Here is an 18,525-nt window from a genome sequence, read left to right as displayed (position 1 = left end):
CTCAGTGCCGCTGGGGGAGCATCGCCACCGCCTGTTCGGCGACGGCACCGAGAACCCGCCGGTCCCGGGCGGTCAGCGTCCGCCCGGCCATCAACATCCAGAACTCGTGATCGCCCACCTCTATCGCGGTGTCGGCGGCATCCACGTCCGCGCACGGATCCGGGCCGACGGAGGCCAACAGCGTGCCCTCGGCCGCCAGGATGCTCACCGCCCGTTGGGAATACGTCTCCCGGAGCCGGTCGAGCAGCAGGGTCAGATCCGCGTCACGCAGCGCGGAGTCGGCGAACAGCGCCAGCAGCTCGGCCTCCTGTGCGGCACGGCGCGCCTCGGCGGCGCGGCGGGCGGTCCGGTCCACCAGTGCAGCGACGGCCACCGCGACCAGCAGCAGCACCAGCACGGTGACGACGCTGTCGGCGTCGTAGACCGTGAAGCTGTGCACCGGACTCACCAGGAAGTAGGTGAGCAGCAGACCCGACAACAGGGCGCACAGCACGGCCGGGCCCAGGCCGCCGATCAGCGCCACCGCCAGCACGCCGGTGAAGAACAGCGCGCTCTGCCCCCCGATGCCCAGCAGGCCGTCGGGCAGCCGGGTCGTCACCGCACAGATCGACGCCGGAATGACCAGGGCGACAAGCCATGACAGGACCCGCCGCCGCACCGTCGACTGCCGCGACCACGAGATACCGGCGTGCGCCTCGGGGTGGGTGACCATGTGCACGTCGACATTGCCGGACTGCTCGATGACCTGCGCGCCGATACCCTCCTCGAACATCCGGGCCCATCGCGACCGGCGTGACGTGCCGATCACCACCTGGGTGGCGTTGTTGCTGCGCGCGAAATCGAGCAGGGTGGTGGCGACGTCGTCGCCGACGACGGTGTGCATCGTCGCGCCGAGGCTGGCCGCGAGTTCACGGACGACCTTCTTCTGCTGCGGCGAGATCGCGATCAACCCATCGCCCTGAATGACGTGCACCACCTTCAGGTCCGCGCCGGACCGGGACGCGATCCGCGATGCGCGCCGCACCAGGGTCTCGGACTCCGGGCCACCGGACACCGCGACCACCACACGTTCGCGGGCTTCCCAGGTGTCGGTGATGTTCTTGTCGGTGCGGTATTTGGCCAGCGCGGTGTCGACCTGATCGGCCAGCCACAGCAGTGCCAGTTGCCGCAGGGCAGTGAGGTTGCCGGGTCGGAAGTAGTCCTCCATCGCGGCGGCGGCCTGCTCGGCCGGGTACACGTTGCCGTGAGCCAGCCTGCGCCGCAACGCTTCCGGTGTGATGTCGACCAGCTCGATCTGGTCTGCGGCGCGGACGAACTCGTCGGGGACACGTTCGGCCTGAGCGGTGCCGGTGATGTGGCTGACCACGTCGTTGAGGCTTTCGAGGTGCTGGACGTTGACGGTGGTGATCACCGTGATACCGGCGTTGAGGAAGACCTCCACGTCCTGCCAGCGGTGGGCGTTGCGGCTGCCCGGGGTATTGGTATGGGCCAACTCGTCGACGAGGACGACCTGGGGCCGCCGGGCCAGCACCGCGTCGACGTCGAGTTCGGGATACCGGGTGCCGTCCTGCTCGATGTACGTCGGCGGGATCACCTCGATGCCCGCGAGCTGCTGAGCGGTCTTGCGGCGGCCGTGCGTGTCGATCACGGCGGCGACCACATCGGTGCCGCGTTCCATCCTGCGGTGCGCCTCGGCGAGCATCGAATAGGTCTTGCCCACCCCGGGAGCCGCGCCCAGGTAGATGCGCAGGTCTGCGCGTTTGCGGCCGAGGATGCTCACCTGACCATCATCCCTCGCGGACCTACTCCTGGAAGCGGTATCCCATCCCGGCCTCGGTGATCAGATGCTTGGGGTGCGACGGGTCGACTTCGAGCTTGCGCCGCAGTTGCGCCAGGTATACCCGCAGATAGTGGGTCTCCTTGGCGTAGGAGGGGCCCCACACCTCCTTGAGGAGTTCCTCGCGGCCGACCAGCTTTCCGCGGTGGCGCACCAGCATCTCCAACATCCCCCACTCGGTGGGGGTCAGATGCACCTCGACACCGCTCTTGGTGACCTTTTTGGCGGCCAGATCGACGGTGAACGACGAGGTTTCGATGACGGGTTGATCGTCCTCGGTGGTACTGCTGGCGCGCCGTACCGCCGCCCGCAGCCGGGCCAGGAACTCGTCCATACCGAAGGGTTTGGTGACGTAGTCGTCCGCGCCGGCGTCGAGTGCCTCCACCTTGTCCGAGGAATCGGTACGCGCCGAGAGCACGATCACCGGCACGGTCAGCCAGCCGCGCAGCCCGGCGAGCACCTCGATACCGGAGATGTCGGGCAGGCCGAGATCCAGGATCACCACATCGGGCCGGTGGTCGGCGGCCGCGCGCAGCGCCTCGGCGCCGGTGGCTGCGGTGGTCACCTCGTAGCCGCGTACCGACAGGTTGATCCGCAGTGCCCGCAGAATCTGCGGTTCGTCGTCGATCACCAGGACGCGAGTCATTGCGGTGCCGCCAGGTCGATCACGACGGTCAGCCCGCCGCCGGGGGTGTCATTGGCCGCGATCGTCCCGCCCATGGCGGCGACGAAGCCGCTGGCCACCGACAGGCCCAGCCCGACCCCGGTGGTGTTGTCCTGATCGCCGAGACGCTGGAACGGCGCGAACAACTGCTCCTCGGCGCCGCGCGGGATACCCGGGCCCTCGTCGACGACGTTGATCAACACCCGGTCGCCCACCCGTCCCGCATTGACCCGCACCAGGCTGGCGGGTGCGTAGCGCAGCGCATTGTCGATGACGTTCACCAGCACCCGCTCCAACAGTCCGGCGTCGGCCAGCGCCACCGCGTCACCGACATCGACCTTCACTCTGTCCACCAACTCGGTTGTCCGCCTGCTGATTCCCAGCAGGGCCCGCTGGACCGCCTCCTCCAGATAGACCCGGCGCAGCTCCGGACGGACCACACCGGCGGCCAACCGCGACGAGTCCAGCAGATTGCCCACCAGCGCGGTCAGCTGATCGACGGATTCCTCGACGGTGGCCAGCAGTTCGGCGGTGTCTTCGGCGGAGAAGCCCACATCCTCACTGCGCAGGCTGGACACCGCGGCCTTGGCGGCGGCCAGCGGTGTGCGCAGATCATGGCTGACCGCCGAAAGCAGCGACCGGCGCAGTTCGTCGGCCCGCGCGATCGCCTCGGCCTGGCCGGCCTCTTCGATCAGTTCGCGCTGCCGCACCAGTCCGGCGGCCTGCCTGGCCACGGCGCCGAGCACCCGGCGGTCGCGGGCGGCCAGCCGGCGGCCGGAAAGGAGCAGCCAGAACTCCTCATCGCCGGCCTCGATGGCGGTGTCGGCGCTGTCGACGGTCACACACGGGTCCGAGCCGGCGCACGCGACCACCTCGGCGTCCCCGGCGTGTTCGCGCAGCAGGCTGACCGAGCCCTGGGAATACACCTCTCGCACCCGCTCCAGCAGGGCGGCCGGGTCGGCGCCGCGCAGCACCGAACCCGCGAAGTGCGCCAGCAATTCGGCCTCCTGGGAGGCGCGCCGGGCCTCGCGGGCGCGCTTGGCCGCGCCGTCGACCAGGGCCGCGACGGCGACCGCGATCATGCCCAGCACGGCGATGGTGATCGCGCTGTCCGGTTCGGAGATGGTGAAGGTGTGCCGCGGTTCGGCCAGGAAGTAGTTGAGCAGCAGGCCCGACAGCACCGCCGACAACGCTGCCGGCGCCACACCACCGAGCAGCGCGACCGCGAGCACGCCGATGAAGAACAGTGCGCTCTCACCGCTGAGGCCGAGGTACGGGTCGAGCAGCAGCACGGTCAGCGCGCACAGCGCCGTCGGCACCAGCACCGCGGCCAGCCACGAAAGTGCGAAGCGTTGCCACGGTTTGGGGGTTCGTCGCGCCGATCCGCGACCCGCCTCGTCGTGGGTGACCATGTGCACGTCGATGCTCGACGAGTTCTGTACCACGGTCGCGCCGATGCCCTCGTCGAAGATGCGCGCCCACCGGGACCTGCGTGACGTGCCGACCACGAGTTGGGTGGCGTTCATATCGCGGGCGAAGTCGAGCAGCGCGGCCGGCACGTTGTCGCCGACGACGGTGTGCAGCGTCGCGCCGAGACTGGCGGCAAGATCGCGGACGTTGCCCATCATCGGTGCCGACACCCCGGCCAGACCGTCACCGCGCACCACGTGCACGATCATCAGTTCCGCACTGGATTTCGAGGCGATCCGCGAGGCGCGGCGCACCAGGGTCTCGGATTCCCGGCCCCCGGTGACCGCGACGACGACGCGCTCGCGGGCCTCCCAGGTCGCGGTGATCTGGTTGTCGGAGCGGTACTTTGCCAACGCGGCGTCGACCTGATCGGCCAGCCACAACAACGCCAGTTCGCGCAGCGCGGTCAGGTTTCCGCGCCGGAAGTAGTTCGACAGGGCGGCGTCGATGCGCTCGGGGGAGTACACGTTGCCGTGGGAGAGTCTGCGCCGCAAGGCCTCCGGCGTGATATCGACCAGTTCGACCTGGTCGGCGGCACGCACCACCTCATCGGGCACCTTCTCCTGCTGCTCGACTCCGGTGATCTGCGCGACCACGTCGTTGAGGCTCTCCAGGTGCTGGACATTGACGGTGGTGATCACCGTGATGCCCGCGGCCAGCAGCTCCTCGATGTCCTGCCAGCGCTTCGCGTTCGCGCTGCCCGGGGTGTTGGTGTGCGCCAGCTCGTCGACCAGGACGACCTCTGGCCGCCGGGCCAGTACCGCGTCGACGTCGAGTTCGGGGAACCTGGCGCCGCGGTACTCGATGTACCGCGGCGGGACGATCTCGATGCCCTCGAGCAACTCGGCCGTCTTCGTGCGGCCGTGGGTCTCGACGACGGCGGCCACCAGGTCGGTGCCCCGTTCCAGGCGGCGGTGCGCCTCGCCGAGCATGGCGAAGGTCTTGCCGACGCCGGGAGCCGCGCCCAGGTAGATGCGCAGCTCCCCGCGTTTCGCTCGGTCGGTCACCTGCCCATCATCCACCTAGGCCGTCGAGTGCGAGGTTGAGCTGCAACACGTTGACCCGCGGTGCGCCCATGAAGCCCAGCGCGCGGCCGTCGGTGTGCTCGGCGACCAGGGTCTGCACCTGCGCGGGGGTCAGTCCGCGGGCCGCTGCGACCCGGTTCACCTGCAGGGCCGCGTACTCCGGCGAGATGTGTGGGTCCAGGCCGCTGCCGCTGGCGGTGACGGCGTCGGCGGGCACCGCCGCAACAGGGACGTCACCGTGGATCGGGACGATCTGGCCGGTCGCGTAGTCGGCGCCGGGTTCGGCGCATTCCACGGCCACCCCTTCGTAGTTGGCGATGAACGGGCCGGAGGGCAGGAGCGAAGCGACCCGGGGGTCAGTATCCGCGGGGCAGAGCTCGTTGACGCTGATGACCCGGGTCGGGTTGGTCACGATGCCGCGGGCATCGCGGGTGCCCAGCACCGACAGCACGGCACCCACGCCGGAATCCGTGCAGAACGGCCGGGCCCCGCTGACGCCGTCGAGTTCACCGGCGGCCAGGCTGCGGCTGCACACATCGGTCAGCAAGCTGGTGCGATCGGCGGTGTCGACGATGTCCTCCGGACCGAGGTTGGATGCGCTCGTCGACATCGGGTCGTAGCCGTCGCCGGCCGCCGACGGCCGGGACTGGAAGTACTGCGGCAGTGGACTCCCGGCGGCGTCGGTGTAGAGCTGCCCGATCAGGCTGCTGCCCACCGGCGCTCCGTCGAGCTCGATGAGCGACCCGTCGGCCTTGTCCTTCAGGCCGGGCAGCTGGGCCAGCAGCCAGATGAACACCGGGTAGGCGATGCCGAGGATCAGGGTGAGCACCAGCAGCGCGCGCAGCGCGGCGGTGTGCTGACGGAGGGTATTGGCGAAGTTCATGTCACATTCCCGGGAAGAGTTGGACGATCAGGTCGATCAGTTTGATGCCGATGAACGGTGCGATGATGCCGCCGAGGCCGTAGATGTAGAGGTTGCGGCTCAACAATTTCGACGCACTGGCCGGCGTATAGCGCACACCCTTGAGCGACAACGGGATCAACGCGATGATGACCAGTGCGTTGAAGATCACCGCGGACAGGATCGCCGACTGCGGGCTGTGCAGCCGCATCACGTTCAGCAGATCCAGGCCGGGGAACAGCCCGACGAACAGCGCCGGGATGATGGCGAAGTACTTCGCGATGTCGTTGGCGATCGAGAATGTGGTCAGTGCCCCGCGGGTGATCAGCAGTTGCTTGCCGATCTCGACGATCTCGATCAACTTGGTGGGGTCGGAGTCCAGATCCACCATGTTGCCGGCCTCTTTGGCCGCCGAGGTCCCCGTGTTCATGGCCACTCCGACGTCGGCCTGCGCCAACGCGGGTGCATCGTTGGTGCCGTCGCCGGTCATTGCGACGAGCTTGCCGCCGGCCTGCTCCTTCTTGATCAGGGCCATCTTGTCTTCGGGGGTGGCCTCGGCCAGGAAGTCGTCGACACCGGCCTCGTCCGCGATCGCCTTGGCGGTCATCGGGTTATCGCCGGTGATCATGACGGTGCGGATACCCATCCGGCGCATCTCGTCGAAGCGCTCCCGCATGCCCTGCTTCACCACATCCTTGAGGTGGATGACGCCCAACACCGACGCGGTGCCGTCCCGAACCTCGCCGACGGCCAGCGGTGTACCGCCGGCCGTGGAGACAGCCTCGACGATCTCACCGAGCTCATCTGGCACGGTGCCGCCCTCGGCGCGAATCCACTCGGCCACCGAACTGGATGCGCCCTTGCGCAGCTTGTGACCGGCGATATCGACACCGGACATCCTTGTGGTGGCGCTGAACTCGACCCAGATCGCGTGGTCGAGCTCGCCCGGTGTGCGGGCGCGTAGCCCGTACTCCTGCTTGGCGAACACCACGATGGAACGGCCCTCGGGGGTTTCGTCGGCCAGGCTGGACAGCTGGGCCGCGTCCGCCAACGCCTCAGGGGTGACGCCGGACAGTGGCACGAATGCCGATGCCTGCCGGTTGCCCAACGTGATGGTGCCGGTCTTGTCCAGCAGCAGCGTGTTCACGTCACCGGCGGCCTCGACTGCCCGCCCCGACATGGCCAGCACATTGCGTTGCACCAACCGGTCCATCCCGGCGATGCCGATCGCGGAGAGCAGCGCACCGATGGTGGTCGGGATCAGGCAGACCAACAGGGCGACCATCACGATGCCGGTGATGCCATCGCCGTTGAGGGACAACGAGTCCGGGACACCCGGGTTGTTGGCCTTGGAGAAGATGGCCAGCGGCTGCAACGTGGCGACGGCGAAGACGAAGATGATGCTCAGCGAGGCCAGCAGGATGTTCAGCGCGATCTCGTTGGGGGTCTTCTGCCGGTTCGCACCCTCGACGAGTCCGATCATCCGGTCGATGAAGCTCTCGCCGGGCTTCTGGGTGATCTTCACGACGATGCGGTCGCTGAGCACGGTGGTGCCGCCGGTCACCGCGGACCGGTCGCCGCCGGATTCGCGCACGACGGGGGCGGATTCGCCGGTGATCGCCGACTCATCCACCGAGGCAATGCCCTCGATGACGTCACCGTCGCCCGGAATCGTCTGCCCGGCCTCGACCACCACGACGTCACCCTGCTGGAGCAAGGGTGCGGCCACCTGTTCCTCGGCACCGGAGGCGGTGAGCCGCCGCGCCAGGGTGTCGGTCTTCGCCTTGCGCAGACTGTCGGCCTGCGCCTTGCCACGGCCTTCGGCCACCGCTTCGGCCAGGTTGGCGAAAACCACTGTCAGCCAGAGCCATCCGACGATCAACCAGGCGAACCATGATGGGTCGGTGATGGCCAGGACGGTGCTCCATACCGCGCCGATCTCGACGATGAACATGACCGGATTGCGCCACAGGGTGCGCGGGTCGAGCTTGCGCAGCGCGTCCGGCAGCGACTTCCACAGCATGCGGGGGTCGAGCAGGCCGCCCTGCACGGACTTCTTTGTTGCCTTGGGGGCCGGGTTGGCGGCCGGATTGACGGTGGCGGTGGACATCAGTGAATTCCTTCAGCGAGGGGCCCGAGCGCGAGCATGGGCAGGAAGGTCAGGGCGACCAGGATCATCGTGACGCCGACGACCAGCCCGACGAACTGCGGGCGGTGGGTGGGCAGCGTGCCGACCGAATCGGGCGTTCTAGCCTGGGCGGCAAACGATCCGGCCAGGGCCAGCACCAGGATGATCGGCAGGAACCGGCCGAATACCATCGCCAGACCGAGCGCGGTGTTGTACCACTCGGTGTTGACCGACAGGCCGGCGAACGCCGAGCCGTTGTTGTTCGAGGCCGAGGTGAAGGCGTACAACACCTCCGACAGCCCGTGCGGCCCGGTGTTCAGCATGCCGTCGCGCTGCCCGGGTGTGGCCATGGCCAGCGCGGTGCCGGTCAGCACGAGCAGCGGTGTGACGAGGAAATACGCTGCGGCGAACTTGATCTCACGTGGGGTGATCTTCTTGCCGAGGTATTCCGGTGTCCGCCCGACCATCAGGCCGGCGATGAAGACGGTGATGATGGCCAGGATCAACATGCCGTAGAGACCGGAACCGACGCCTCCGGGTGCGATCTCACCGAGTTGCATGTTGAACATCGTGACCATGCCGCCGAGGCTGGTGTACGAATCGTGGAACGAGTTCACCGCACCGGTGGAGGTGAGCGTCGTCGATGCGGCGAAGACCGCCGAGTTGGCGACGCCGAAGCGCTGTTCCACACCTTCCATCGCGGAGCCGACCGCGGTGGGCACCGTGCCGTGCGCCTGCAGCTGGAAGAACATCAGCAGGCTCACGCTCAGCGTCGCGATGATGCTCATGACCGCGACGATGGAGTACCCCTGCTTCTTGCTGCCGACCATCCGGCCGAAGGTGCGCGGAAGTGCGAACGGGATCAGCAGGAGCAACAGGTTTTCGATCCAGTTCGTCCAGGTAGTCGGGTTCTCGAACGGATGCGATGAGTTTGCGTTGTAGAAGCCTCCACCGTTGGTGCCGAGTTCCTTGATGACCTCTTGGCTGGCGACCGGTCCACCGGGGATGGTCTGCTGACCGCCGGCGAGGGTGTCGATCACCTGATCGTGCACGGCGAAGTTCTGGATGACGCCACCGGCGATCAGCACGATGGCACCGATGATCGAGAGCGGCAACAGGATTCGCAGGCTTCCGCGCACCAGGTCGACCCAGAAATTGCCGAGGTTGCCGGTGCTGCGCCGGACCAGGCCGCGTACGAAGGTGATGGCGACCGCCATGCCCACCGACGCGGAAACGAAGTTCTGCACGGTCAGGCCCGCCATCTGCACCAGATGGCCCTGGGTGGATTCCCCGGAGTAGGCCTGCCAGTTGGTGTTCGTCACGAAGCTGACGGCGGTGTTCCAGGCCAGCGCCGGTGTCATTTCGGTGCCGGGGTCGTTCAGGTGCAGCGGCAGCGAGCCCTGCAGGAGTTGCAGAACGAACAGGAACATGATGCCGACGGCCGAGAAGGCGAGCACGCTGCGCGCGTAGGCGCCCCAGGTCTGCTCGGCCTTGGGATCAGCGCCGATCAGGCGGTAGATGCCACGCTCCACCCGAGAGTGCTTGTCGCTGTTGTAGACCCGATACATGTAGTCGCCGAGCGGTACATGCGTGATCGCCAGCGCGGCGATGAGTGCGACGAGGAACAGGATCCCCGCGGTGGTCGTGGACACTAGAACCTCTCGGGGAAGAGTAGGGCGGCGACCAGGAACAGGGCGATGCCGATCGCCAGCACGAGGCCGATGGCGTTGGCGTAATTCACAGCCGTTCGACCAATCGCTGCACCAGGCCGAGCAAGGCGAAGACCGCCACCGTCAGGGCGAGGTAAATGACGGTGGATAGGGCAGTTGTCACGATGGAATCAGCTCTCCTGCGCTTGTTGACACAGCCTCCGGAAGTGGGGACCGCGGATGCCAACGTATGCCCGCAGATTGGGGTGTGACCTGGGCGTTGACGGTTCTTTTACACCTGGGGAGGCCTTCTTTACGGTCTCCATGCGTGAGGCGTGTCTGAGCGAGGTTTGCGCAACTGCACAGGGTCCGCCCAGTCGGCACGCGTAGACCGGGTTGATGACAGTTCTGGATATGTCCGCGGGGCCCCAGCGGCACCGACTGCCGGTGTCGATGCGGGCGATCAGGCGACTGTTGCCGTTGGCCGGGTGTGGGTTGCCCGCCACATCCCTGAGCGATCCGTCGGTGGCGGCGTGGGTGCGGGCACACGGCGTGACGGTGTACGCCGGCGATGGTGACGAACTCGCGATGACGGGACAGTGCGGGGTCCGGCCCAAGCAAGTGGTGCTGCGGTGCGGCGGGTCCGCCGCGCCGATCGTGGGTGCGCTGGATCTGGGTGTGAACCGGTTCGTGGTGTCGTGTGAGCGGCATGTCGATGTCCTCATGGCGTGCGCGCGCCACGACACCTATGTGCACGTCGACGACGAATGCCCCGCAGTGGTGGGGGAGGGGTGCCTGGACGTGATCGGATTGCACTGCGAGGTAGCGGCTTCCGGGCCGCTGGACTGGGGTGCGGCCGCCGAGCGGCTGCTGGGCCGGATCGCGCAGCTACGCACCGACGGGTCGGCGCTGACCCGGATCAGCCTGTCCGGCGGGCCCGTGGCGGTCTGGATCGACGGGGACAAGGCGGAGCTGAAGGCGATCGCGGCCGCGGTCGACGATGCCATCGACGAGGGTTGTGCGCGGTGGCGGTTACCGCGCCCGTCGGTGACGTTCGCTCCGTCGACGCCCGATCATTAGCGCGGGCGACCCGGAACGACGCAAACGCGTGCTCGGGGCCGAACGCCGGTGATTGGACCGGTATCGAGTGGGTACCTCTCAACCATGACCGAAATACGAGCGATCGCCCTGGTCTGCAGCTTGAAGCCGAGTCCGGCGCCGTCCAGCAGCGAATTGATTGCCGAGCACGTGTCCGAAACGCTGCGCAAGGAAGGTGCGGTATGCGAATCCTTGCGCTGCGTGGACTTTCACATCGCCCCCGGCGTGGAAGCAGACATGGGTGACAGCGACCAGTGGCCGGTGATTCGGGAGAAGGTGCTCGCGGCAGACATCTTGCTGCTCAGCACCCCGGTGTGGCTAGGACATCCGTCGTCGGTCACCCAGCGAGTATTGGAACGCCTGGACGCCGAACTGGCCAACAACGACGATTCGGGCCGCCCGGCGATGGCCGGCAAGGTAGCGATCGTCAGCGTCGTCGGCAACGAGGACGGCGCGCACAAGGTGATCGCCGATGTGTTCCAGGGTCTCAACGACGTGGGGTACAGCATTCCGGCGCAGGGCAGTACGTACTGGAACGGCCGCGCGATGGAGTCGGTGGACTACAACGATCTCGATGAGGTTCCCCAGCAGGTGGCGTCCACCACCGCAGCGGCGGCGCGCAACGCCGTTCACCTCGCGCGAGTGCTGAAGCAGTCGCAGTACCCGGCGTACCAATAGCGGCGATAGGAAGCCCGAAAATGCCCGATAACTCCAGAGACCCCGTTGACCATGCTCGTACCTATCGGAAGCACGCCGGCGAGGCGATGAAAGCCGGCCGGAATTCGCCGGGCATCATCGCCGTCGGCCTGGGGGTGCTGTCGCTGGTGATCGGCCTGTTCTCATTCGCCAACAGTTCGACGGCCGCCGGCGCGGTCGGCATGGGGCTGGCGGTTTTCCTGATTGCGGGTGGGCTGCTGTGGTTGGCCCGCTCTCACCGCAAAGTCAAAGAGCACGATCAGGATTGGCACCGCGCGCATCCCGAGGTGCCGTACGAACCACCGACCAGTTGAGCGGTGCGTCGTCGCGGTCCAGGCGGCACTGATGCCGGACGGCGCAGCGCAGCGCGAACAACGCGGCGGCCGGCGCGCCGAGCAGCGTGAGGGCGGCAATCAGATCGGTCATCATTGATCCACCATGCGCGGTTTTCGACCACCCCGCGCCGTTCCGTACGCAATCTTGACGGGATTCTGGGGATTCCTGACGGGATGTGCGCGGTACCCACAAGTGACTGCCGAACTTGTCGGACCACACCAATAGAATCGTGGTATGCCGCCGCCGACAACACCTTTCGCCGCACACGTGCCTCCGGTGTCGCGGTTGGAGGTGTTGTTCGAGGAGATGGCGGAGTTGACCGGGCAGCGCAATGCGATCGATGGCCGGTTGGTGGAGATCGTCGCCGAGATCGACGGCAGAGGCACAGATGACGGGAACTCGCTGTGGGGTGCGACCGGCTGCCGGTCGATCGAAGCGCTGGTCGCCTGGAAGGCCGGTATCTCTCCTCGCAACGCCGAAACTATGGTCGCCGTCGCCCATCGCATTGATGAACTCGAACGCTGCGTCGCAGGGTTGCAGGAAGGTCGGGTGTCCCTCGATCAGATCGGGGTGATCGCTGAAGGCGGTGGCCAGGGCTGCGATGAGCATTACGCGGAGTTGGTGAAGGTCGCCACCGTGAGCCAGTTGCGCACCGCGGTCAAACAGGAACCCCGCCCCGAGTCCAAGCCCGAACCGAAGCGCAAGATCACCAAGATCGAGGGCGACGATTCCACGACGTGGCGGATCACCCTGCCCAAAGTGGAGGCCGCGAAATTCGAGGCAGGCCTGCAATCCCACCGCGACAAGCTGGTCGCGGACTGGAAACGCGACCACGATGCCCAGGACAGCATTGATCCCGAGGACGGCAGCGCCCGCGTCTGGGACCAGGAATCCACGATTCCTGAGCAGGCGCCGCCGTTCCCGGACGGCGTCGATGCCTTCATGAGCCTCATCGAGGCCGGCTGGGACGCCGACGTGCAGCGGCGCCCGCACGGCCAGCACACCACCGTCGTCATGCACCTCGATATCGAGAAACGAGTCGCGGCCCTGCATCTGGGACCAGCGCTGTCCGACGACGACCGCCGCTACCTGCTCTGCGATGCGACGTGTGAGGTGTGGTTTGAGCGCCACGGCCGCCCCATCGGTGTCGGTCGGGCCACCCGCACCATCAACCGGCGGTTGCGCCGGGCTCTGGAGCATCGTGACCAGACGTGTGTGGTGCCCGGTTGCGGCGCCACCCGCGGTCTGCATGCCCATCATCTGGTGCACTGGGAGGACGGCGGCCCGACCGAACTGTGGAATCTGGTGCTCGTCTGTCCGTTTCACCACCGCCTGCACCACAAAGGCGGCATCACCCTCACCGGGCCCGCCGACAAGCTCAAGGTCACCGACAGCGAGGGTGAGGAGCTGACCAACAGCTCGCTGGCCCGCCCGCCCACCACACCGCCACCCGGCGTGCCACCGTGTCCTGGACCAAAAGGCGAACGCGCCCAATGGTGGTGGTACACGCCATACGAGCCACCGCCCCAGTCGGACAATTAGGTGCACGCTGCTGCACATGCCTGGACAGGCGGCAACTAGTCTCTGATCTGCACGGCCCCCATAGCCCAATTGGCAGAGGCAGCGGACTTAAAATCCGCACAGTGTCGGTTCGAGTCCGACTGGGGGCACTGGCGTTGTGCGCGACGGACGCACCAATGGATCGGTGCTCAGACCATGCTCCGCACCTCGGGCCGGCCCACCTTCAGGCCGAGGTCGCACCCTCCTGGTCGTCGTGCGCGGCCGCCAGCACCCACCGAATGCCGCCGACCAACACCCGCCCGGACATCCTCACCACCGTCGCTTCGAGCGGTGGAAAGTACGGCAGACGCAGCGGCTTTCGCGCCCATTCCGGCAGCATTGCCACGGATGTGGCGGCCAGCGCACCATAGGGAGCGCGGGCCGGCAACGGCAAGGGCGGCGTCAACAACAAGAAGCGGGCGGCGTCGCGCGCCGCGGCCGTACTGCGCAGCTCCGGCCGGTACGCCTCGATGCGCTCCCTTAGCTCGCCTTCCGTGCGCGGCGGGCTCTGCACACCGAGTGCTTCGGCGACGCGCGCGGTGTCGGCGACGTACCCGTCGCGACCGGACTGGTCCAGCGGTCGAGCCCCGTAGAGCTGATGTGCCATCAGGAAGCTGTCGATCTCGGCGATGTGCACCCATTCGAGCAGGTGCGGATTCGACGCGTCGTACGGTGTGCCGTCGGGCGCCACCCCGTTGACGCGGCGGTGGATGCCCCGGACCTTGTCGACGGCGCGCTGCGCGTCGGCGGCAGGACCGAACGTTGTCACGGCGAGAAATGTGCTGGTGCGCTGAAGGCGCCCCCACGGGTCGCCCCGGTAGTCGGAGTGCTCAGCGACGCCGGCCATCGCCAGCGGATGGAGCGACTGCAAAAGCAGTGCGCGTAGCCCACCGACGAACATCGATGCGTCGCCGTGTACACGGCGGATCGGCCGGTCCTCGGCGAACCAGCGCGGTCCCGGCGTCCCGTGGATATGGGCCCGGTTGTTCGGTCCCTCGGGTCCGGCGACCAACCCGAACAGCGCCCGGCCCAGGCCGTTCCTGATAGCACCGAGTTCGCGTACCAACACCATGACTACGACGTTACGTGCCGGCGGGACGGATCTGCCGACGGCGACGGAACGTCGCTTGTCGGACGGGAGCACGACTACCCCGTGGTCGACTGGGCGGCTGTCAGCGGTAGCGCACCGCACTGTCGAGCGCCCTGGTAAGGCCTCCTCCACGGACATCTGGTCGGCCGAGAGCCGGACCTCGGCGGTCACGACGCGCACGTCACCCTGGGTCATGGCGCGCCCCCGCCGGCGGGCAGTCGGCAGGCGATGGTCCCGGTGATCAGCGACGCCTCCAGCGACCCGAACCTCAGCTCGCGCCCGTCATCGCTGGTGATCGACAGGTCGTGGGCCCCCGGAGAATTCTGCATGGCGGAGCCGTTGGTGAGTCCGGCCGCAGCGGCCAGCCGTTCCACCGCAGGCAGCACCAGGTTCCATTCATCGTCGGTGAACGAATGCGACGAGGTGAGCTTCGCGACGTACAGGGTCACCCCCCGAACTCCGTTCCGCTCGCACCCATCGCGCGTCTCGGTGTGCCGCCAGGTCCACGGTGCGCTGGCAGGCACCAGCCGTGCGACCTCGGCGTGCGCCTGTTCGATGAGCGCGAGCATGTCAGCGCGGGTGGCGTCGATATCCGGCAGTGTCGAGATGTCCATCTTCGGGATGTGCTCGTTGATGATCGGCGAGTCGTACTGGGCTTCGGATCCGGTACTGCCGGCACCGCCGCTATCGCAACCGGCCAGGATGAGCGTTCCGGTGGCGAGCACGCCCACCAGGAAACGGCCGGCGAAACGTGCCGTGTTCATCGCACCAACCTCTAGTCGCCGTCCTTCAACGGTACGTCGGCCAGATCTCCGGTGAGACGCTCAGCACACTGATTTCGCACGCCCGCGGCGCAGGAACACGAACCCGACGAGCGCGAGAGTCGACGTCACGTCCATGGGTGCGAGGGTGTATCCGAGGTCCTGCATGATGGCGCGTTCCACATCGCTCAAGGTGCGCACCCCGGGGCCGGCCGGCACCTGTGGGTTCATCAACTGTCGGTCCGAACCGGTGAACACCGTGCCATCCAGATGCGATATCGAACTGCCCGCGACCCACGACGCCGGTGCGTACAGCGGAACCAGCGTGCCGTAGGCATCCACGGCACCGACGCCGCCGAAGTACACCCCGCCGCCGGTGCCCGTCAGTGCGGCCACCAGGGACGGGTCGAACCGGAAGTCGGCACCGATCAGATCGGCGCCGCCGGAGTTCTGCAGGAAGCTGTCGTAGAGAGTCCATGTTCGTTGCGTCGCCGTCGTGGACGGCTGCACGTAGGACATGAACCCGAACGAATGTAGGAGCTCGTGCATCGCGACGGTGGTGAAGTCATATTGCTGGCCCGATACGAAGTCACCAAAAGCCCAGGGGTAGGAGAAGTTCCAATTGATCTCGCCGTCGGGCGCCACTCCGTTGGCATCGACGCCGGTGAGCAGCTTGTGCTGCACCACGGTGGGGAAGAAACCGGCTCCCGACCCGATGAGTGGACTGTCCACCGACGCCAACGTGTTGGTACCCGACGAGTTCTCTCCGGTGATGTCGTAGGTGACGACCACCGGTGTCGACACGATGAACTGGCCCATCAGGTTGGTGGCGGCCCGCTGCAGGGCGCTGCGCGCTTCGGGACTCCAGTACTGCGACCCGGTGGTGTAGTTGAAGACAAACGTGACCGCGCTCTGGTTGACCAACAGTGCGGCGCGGGTGCCGGCGCTGCGGAACGGGTCGAGCAGGTTGATGTGGGTGCCGAGGTCGGTCGCGGAGACCATGAAGTTGTCGACGCCGGTGAAACCGGGATTCGGTGTGTAGGTGAATGTTCCGTCATCGTCGATGACAACGGTTCCCGAGACGGGCCCGGTGACGATCGCAAAGCGGATCCGGTCGCCCTCGAGGTCCACCGCACCCAGCGTTCCGACGATCGGAAGGTCGCCCTCCGCGGTGATCTGGGTGGGGCTGAGCCACGGCGCCTGGTTGAACAGCGTGCGGCGGGTGCCGCTGAGCGATCCGTAGAGCCAGCTCTTGAACGGATCGGCCACCGGCAGTATCGAGATCAGGGTTCTGCCGGTACCCATCAGCGCCGATATCTGGCTGGCCACCAACTGCCGGCCGAAGCTGGGTCGGTCGAGTGAGACGACCACCGACTGTGCCGGGGTCAGTATCTCGACATCGCTGGAGGGCGTTTCGGCTTCGACCGGTGCGGCGGTGACGACGGGGGCGGCCGCTGCTTCAGGCGGTTCGACAGCCGGATCGCTTGCCGCAGTGGCGACTTTCTGCTCGACGCCGGCCGCATCGGACCGGTCGGCCGATCTGGCCGAGGACCGCGCCGGCGCCGGTGCAGCCGAGGTCGCAGATGCGCGCGACACGATTTCGGGCGTGGCGTCGGCGTCCTCGGCTGTTGAGGCCGGGGCCTCGTCATCGTCGGGGTCTGCGGATTCCGCTGTCTCGGTATCGCGGTCCTGCTCGTCGTCCTTATCCGTGTCTGGACCACTGCCTGCAGGGTTCGGCCGGGTGGTGGCTGACCGGCCGTCGTCCGCGGCAGCGTCGGCCGGGCCGGCAGTGTGGGATCCGGTGGTGGCACCGCCGCGATCTGTACCGGATTCGTTGGCGCCGCCGGCGCTACCGGAACTGGACGAGACGCCGTCGTCGGCAGCGGCCACCGCCATTTCGGGACCGGCCAGCGACAGTCCCCACAGCGTTGCGGTCAGCCCTGCCGAGGCGGCACCCACCGCCAGCCAGTGCCGTACCGGTAGGCCCTCCGATCGGCGGCGAGCCTGTCGTTGGTGCCGCCCTGAACGGGTCCGCTGTGTCGCCGCCACGATATGTCCCCCTCGTCAATATGGGCAGACCTTATCGCCTATGGGGCGCTCGAACGTGTGCTTCAGCGCGGAACGGCGCGATGGGGATGTCAACAGAAGTGCCGGTAACAAGATCACGGTGAACAGCGCCGCACTGCAGGCGTGACCATCGATCCTGCCGAGCGCCACCGCGCCGAGTCTAAGACGATCCTCAGCGTGGTTGGCGCCCGCAGGCCCGGGGTGTCACGATGACCACGATGGCCGAGAACAGCACCGACGAGACCGCGAACATCGCACAGGCGAGGCTGCTGCTCGGGGCGCTCTGGGAACAGGTCGAGGACACCTCACGCAAGATCGAGGACGAGGAGGCCCGGGTCGCGCGCAGGCCCGCCGGCGCACCCGCCCGTCCACACCGCGTGAACACCGCGCAACTGCGCAAGGAGCTGTATCAGCTGCACGGCATGATCGACGGGATCAACCGCAGGTTCCCGCAGATCGCCGCGGGCGTGTAACCATCGGCGCGGGGCGGCTCGGCGGGGTACGAGGGGGATCGGCTGTGCGGACTTTTGCGATGGCGGCGATGGGTCTGGTCATCGTGTTGTCCACGGCCGGCTGCGCCGATGAGAACTTCACCCGTGACGTGGAAGCGCGATGGTGTGAACTGGCCGGCGTCGACTGCGCCCCGCCGCCTCCGCTGCAACCGCCCGTGCTGAACCCGCCGGCCGGCCCCGGGATCCTTCCCCCGCCGGTGCCAGATACCGACGCTCGGTAGCGATCAATAGTTCTGTTGCCGAACGTATTTCGTTCTGTTATCGGATGCACAGCGGGCGCCTAACCTCGCCACAGCGGCGACCCAATCGACGGCCATATCGTCCTTGTCGTGTGGCGGTGAGGTGCCGCGTGAACGCACAGGAATGAATGGAGCCCCCATGTCTCTCGCTCGCCGGACTGCCGCCCCGATCCTGGCCGGTGGTATCGCCCTTGCCGGCCTGCTCGGCGTCGGCCTCGGGACCGCCGGCGCTGACCCGGGCCGCCCGTGTGGGCAGCCGAACGCGCAGGCGTGCGCTCCCGGCCCGCAGAACAACGGGCCGCAGAACAACGGGCCGCAGAACAACAACTGGCAGGGGCGAAACATCGACCAGGCCCGCAATGACCACCAGCCGTTCATGCACAACGGGCAGCGGGTGGACCCGGTGCGCGCGGGCAACGGCGACGGCTGGGGATTCTGGTTCCTCGGCCAGTGGATTCGTCTCTGAGGCGGCGCGTCACGGGCCGATCCAGC

At 67.4% G+C, this 18,525-nt stretch carries 17 protein-coding genes, 1 tRNA gene and 1 pseudogene; 8 read left to right on the top strand and 11 right to left on the bottom strand.

What is annotated here, in order from left to right:
• Nucleotides 1–7: 7 nt before the first annotated feature.
• From C6A86_RS22495 to C6A86_RS22460, 8 genes and pseudogenes are all read right to left on the bottom strand, one after another.
• A pseudogene (locus tag C6A86_RS22495) lies at nt 8–1,780 on the bottom strand (DUF4118 domain-containing protein); the annotation flags it as partial.
• Between the two features lie 22 nt (nt 1,781–1,802).
• Nucleotides 1,803–2,483 carry a response regulator gene (locus C6A86_RS22490; RefSeq protein WP_105365036.1) on the bottom strand — a complete coding sequence of 227 codons (681 nt, stop codon included), beginning with the start codon at nt 2,481–2,483 and terminating at the stop codon, nt 1,803–1,805.
• The gene (locus C6A86_RS22485; protein ID WP_105365037.1) at nt 2,480–4,993 is read right to left on the bottom strand and encodes a sensor histidine kinase KdpD; all 2,514 of its coding nucleotides are present in this window, start codon (nt 4,991–4,993) and stop codon (nt 2,480–2,482) included. The genes C6A86_RS22490 and C6A86_RS22485 overlap by 4 nt, the downstream gene beginning before the upstream one ends.
• Nucleotides 4,986–5,879 carry a potassium-transporting ATPase subunit C gene (locus C6A86_RS22480; protein WP_105365038.1) on the bottom strand — a complete coding sequence of 298 codons (894 nt, stop codon included), beginning with the start codon at nt 5,877–5,879 and terminating at the stop codon, nt 4,986–4,988. The genes C6A86_RS22485 and C6A86_RS22480 overlap by 8 nt, the downstream gene beginning before the upstream one ends.
• 1 nt (nt 5,880) lies before the next feature.
• Nucleotides 5,881–8,007, bottom strand: a complete 2,127-nt coding sequence (gene kdpB / locus C6A86_RS22475) for a potassium-transporting ATPase subunit KdpB (protein ID WP_105365039.1) — start codon at nt 8,005–8,007, stop codon at nt 5,881–5,883.
• A complete protein-coding gene (kdpA, locus tag C6A86_RS22470) occupies nt 8,007–9,677 on the bottom strand; it encodes a potassium-transporting ATPase subunit KdpA (protein ID WP_105365040.1) in 1,671 nt (556 codons plus the stop codon). The genes kdpB and kdpA overlap by 1 nt, the downstream gene beginning before the upstream one ends.
• Nucleotides 9,677–9,766, bottom strand: a complete 90-nt coding sequence (gene kdpF, locus C6A86_RS22465; RefSeq protein WP_105365041.1) for a K(+)-transporting ATPase subunit F — start codon at nt 9,764–9,766, stop codon at nt 9,677–9,679. Before kdpF ends, kdpA begins: the two co-directional genes overlap by 1 nt.
• On the bottom strand, nt 9,763–9,858 hold the full coding sequence (locus C6A86_RS22460; protein WP_105365042.1) for a potassium-transporting ATPase: 96 nt from the start codon (nt 9,856–9,858) through the stop codon (nt 9,763–9,765). Before C6A86_RS22460 ends, kdpF begins: the two co-directional genes overlap by 4 nt.
• A 215-nt stretch (nt 9,859–10,073) precedes the next feature.
• Between C6A86_RS22460 and C6A86_RS22455 the strand changes: the two genes are divergently transcribed.
• The 5 genes from C6A86_RS22455 (at nt 10,074) to C6A86_RS22435 (ending at nt 13,474) form a co-directional block, all read left to right on the top strand.
• The gene (locus C6A86_RS22455) at nt 10,074–10,754 is read left to right on the top strand and encodes a hypothetical protein (RefSeq protein ID WP_105365043.1); all 681 of its coding nucleotides are present in this window, start codon (nt 10,074–10,076) and stop codon (nt 10,752–10,754) included.
• Nucleotides 10,755–10,838: 84 nt separating this feature from the next.
• Nucleotides 10,839–11,450: a flavodoxin family protein gene (locus tag C6A86_RS22450; protein ID WP_105365044.1), complete on the top strand. Its 612-nt coding sequence runs from the start codon at nt 10,839–10,841 to the stop codon at nt 11,448–11,450.
• Between the two features lie 20 nt (nt 11,451–11,470).
• On the top strand, nt 11,471–11,782 hold the full coding sequence (locus C6A86_RS22445; RefSeq protein WP_105365045.1) for a DUF308 domain-containing protein: 312 nt from the start codon (nt 11,471–11,473) through the stop codon (nt 11,780–11,782).
• Between the two features lie 256 nt (nt 11,783–12,038).
• Nucleotides 12,039–13,346 (top strand): HNH endonuclease signature motif containing protein, encoded by a 1,308-nt coding sequence (locus C6A86_RS22440; protein WP_105365046.1) that lies wholly within the window; start codon nt 12,039–12,041, stop codon nt 13,344–13,346.
• Nucleotides 13,347–13,400: 54 nt separating this feature from the next.
• Nucleotides 13,401–13,474, top strand: a tRNA-Leu gene (locus tag C6A86_RS22435).
• Between the two features lie 74 nt (nt 13,475–13,548).
• On the opposite strand, the gene C6A86_RS22430 is transcribed toward C6A86_RS22435, so the two are convergent.
• From C6A86_RS22430 to C6A86_RS22420, 3 genes are all read right to left on the bottom strand, one after another.
• The gene (locus tag C6A86_RS22430) at nt 13,549–14,436 is read right to left on the bottom strand and encodes an oxygenase MpaB family protein (protein ID WP_199196328.1); all 888 of its coding nucleotides are present in this window, start codon (nt 14,434–14,436) and stop codon (nt 13,549–13,551) included.
• 209 nt (nt 14,437–14,645) lie between these two features.
• A complete protein-coding gene (locus C6A86_RS22425; RefSeq protein ID WP_105365047.1) occupies nt 14,646–15,218 on the bottom strand; it encodes an LppA family lipoprotein in 573 nt (190 codons plus the stop codon).
• A 60-nt stretch (nt 15,219–15,278) separates the two neighbouring features.
• Nucleotides 15,279–17,174, bottom strand: coding sequence for an Ig-like domain-containing protein (locus C6A86_RS22420; protein WP_105365048.1), 1,896 nt, complete (start codon nt 17,172–17,174; stop codon nt 15,279–15,281).
• A gap of 317 nt (nt 17,175–17,491) precedes the next feature.
• Between C6A86_RS22420 and C6A86_RS22415 the strand changes: the two genes are divergently transcribed.
• The 3 genes from C6A86_RS22415 to C6A86_RS22405 all read left to right on the top strand — a co-directional run bounded on the left by C6A86_RS22415 (nt 17,492) and on the right by C6A86_RS22405 (nt 18,499).
• The gene (locus C6A86_RS22415; protein WP_105365049.1) at nt 17,492–17,755 is read left to right on the top strand and encodes a hypothetical protein; all 264 of its coding nucleotides are present in this window, start codon (nt 17,492–17,494) and stop codon (nt 17,753–17,755) included.
• Nucleotides 17,756–17,799: 44 nt separating this feature from the next.
• A complete protein-coding gene (locus C6A86_RS22410; protein ID WP_142407045.1) occupies nt 17,800–18,015 on the top strand; it encodes a hypothetical protein in 216 nt (71 codons plus the stop codon).
• A 157-nt stretch (nt 18,016–18,172) separates the two neighbouring features.
• Entirely contained in the window at nt 18,173–18,499 is a 327-nt protein-coding gene (locus tag C6A86_RS22405) for a hypothetical protein (RefSeq protein ID WP_105365051.1), read from the top strand.
• Nucleotides 18,500–18,525: the final 26 nt, after the last annotated feature.

This window comes from Mycobacterium sp. ITM-2016-00316 (genome assembly GCF_002968335.2).
Classification (GTDB): Bacteria; Actinomycetota; Actinomycetes; order Mycobacteriales; family Mycobacteriaceae; genus Mycobacterium.
Note: the sequence above shows the minus strand (reverse complement) of the source record. Positions and strands in the feature narration are given on the sequence as shown.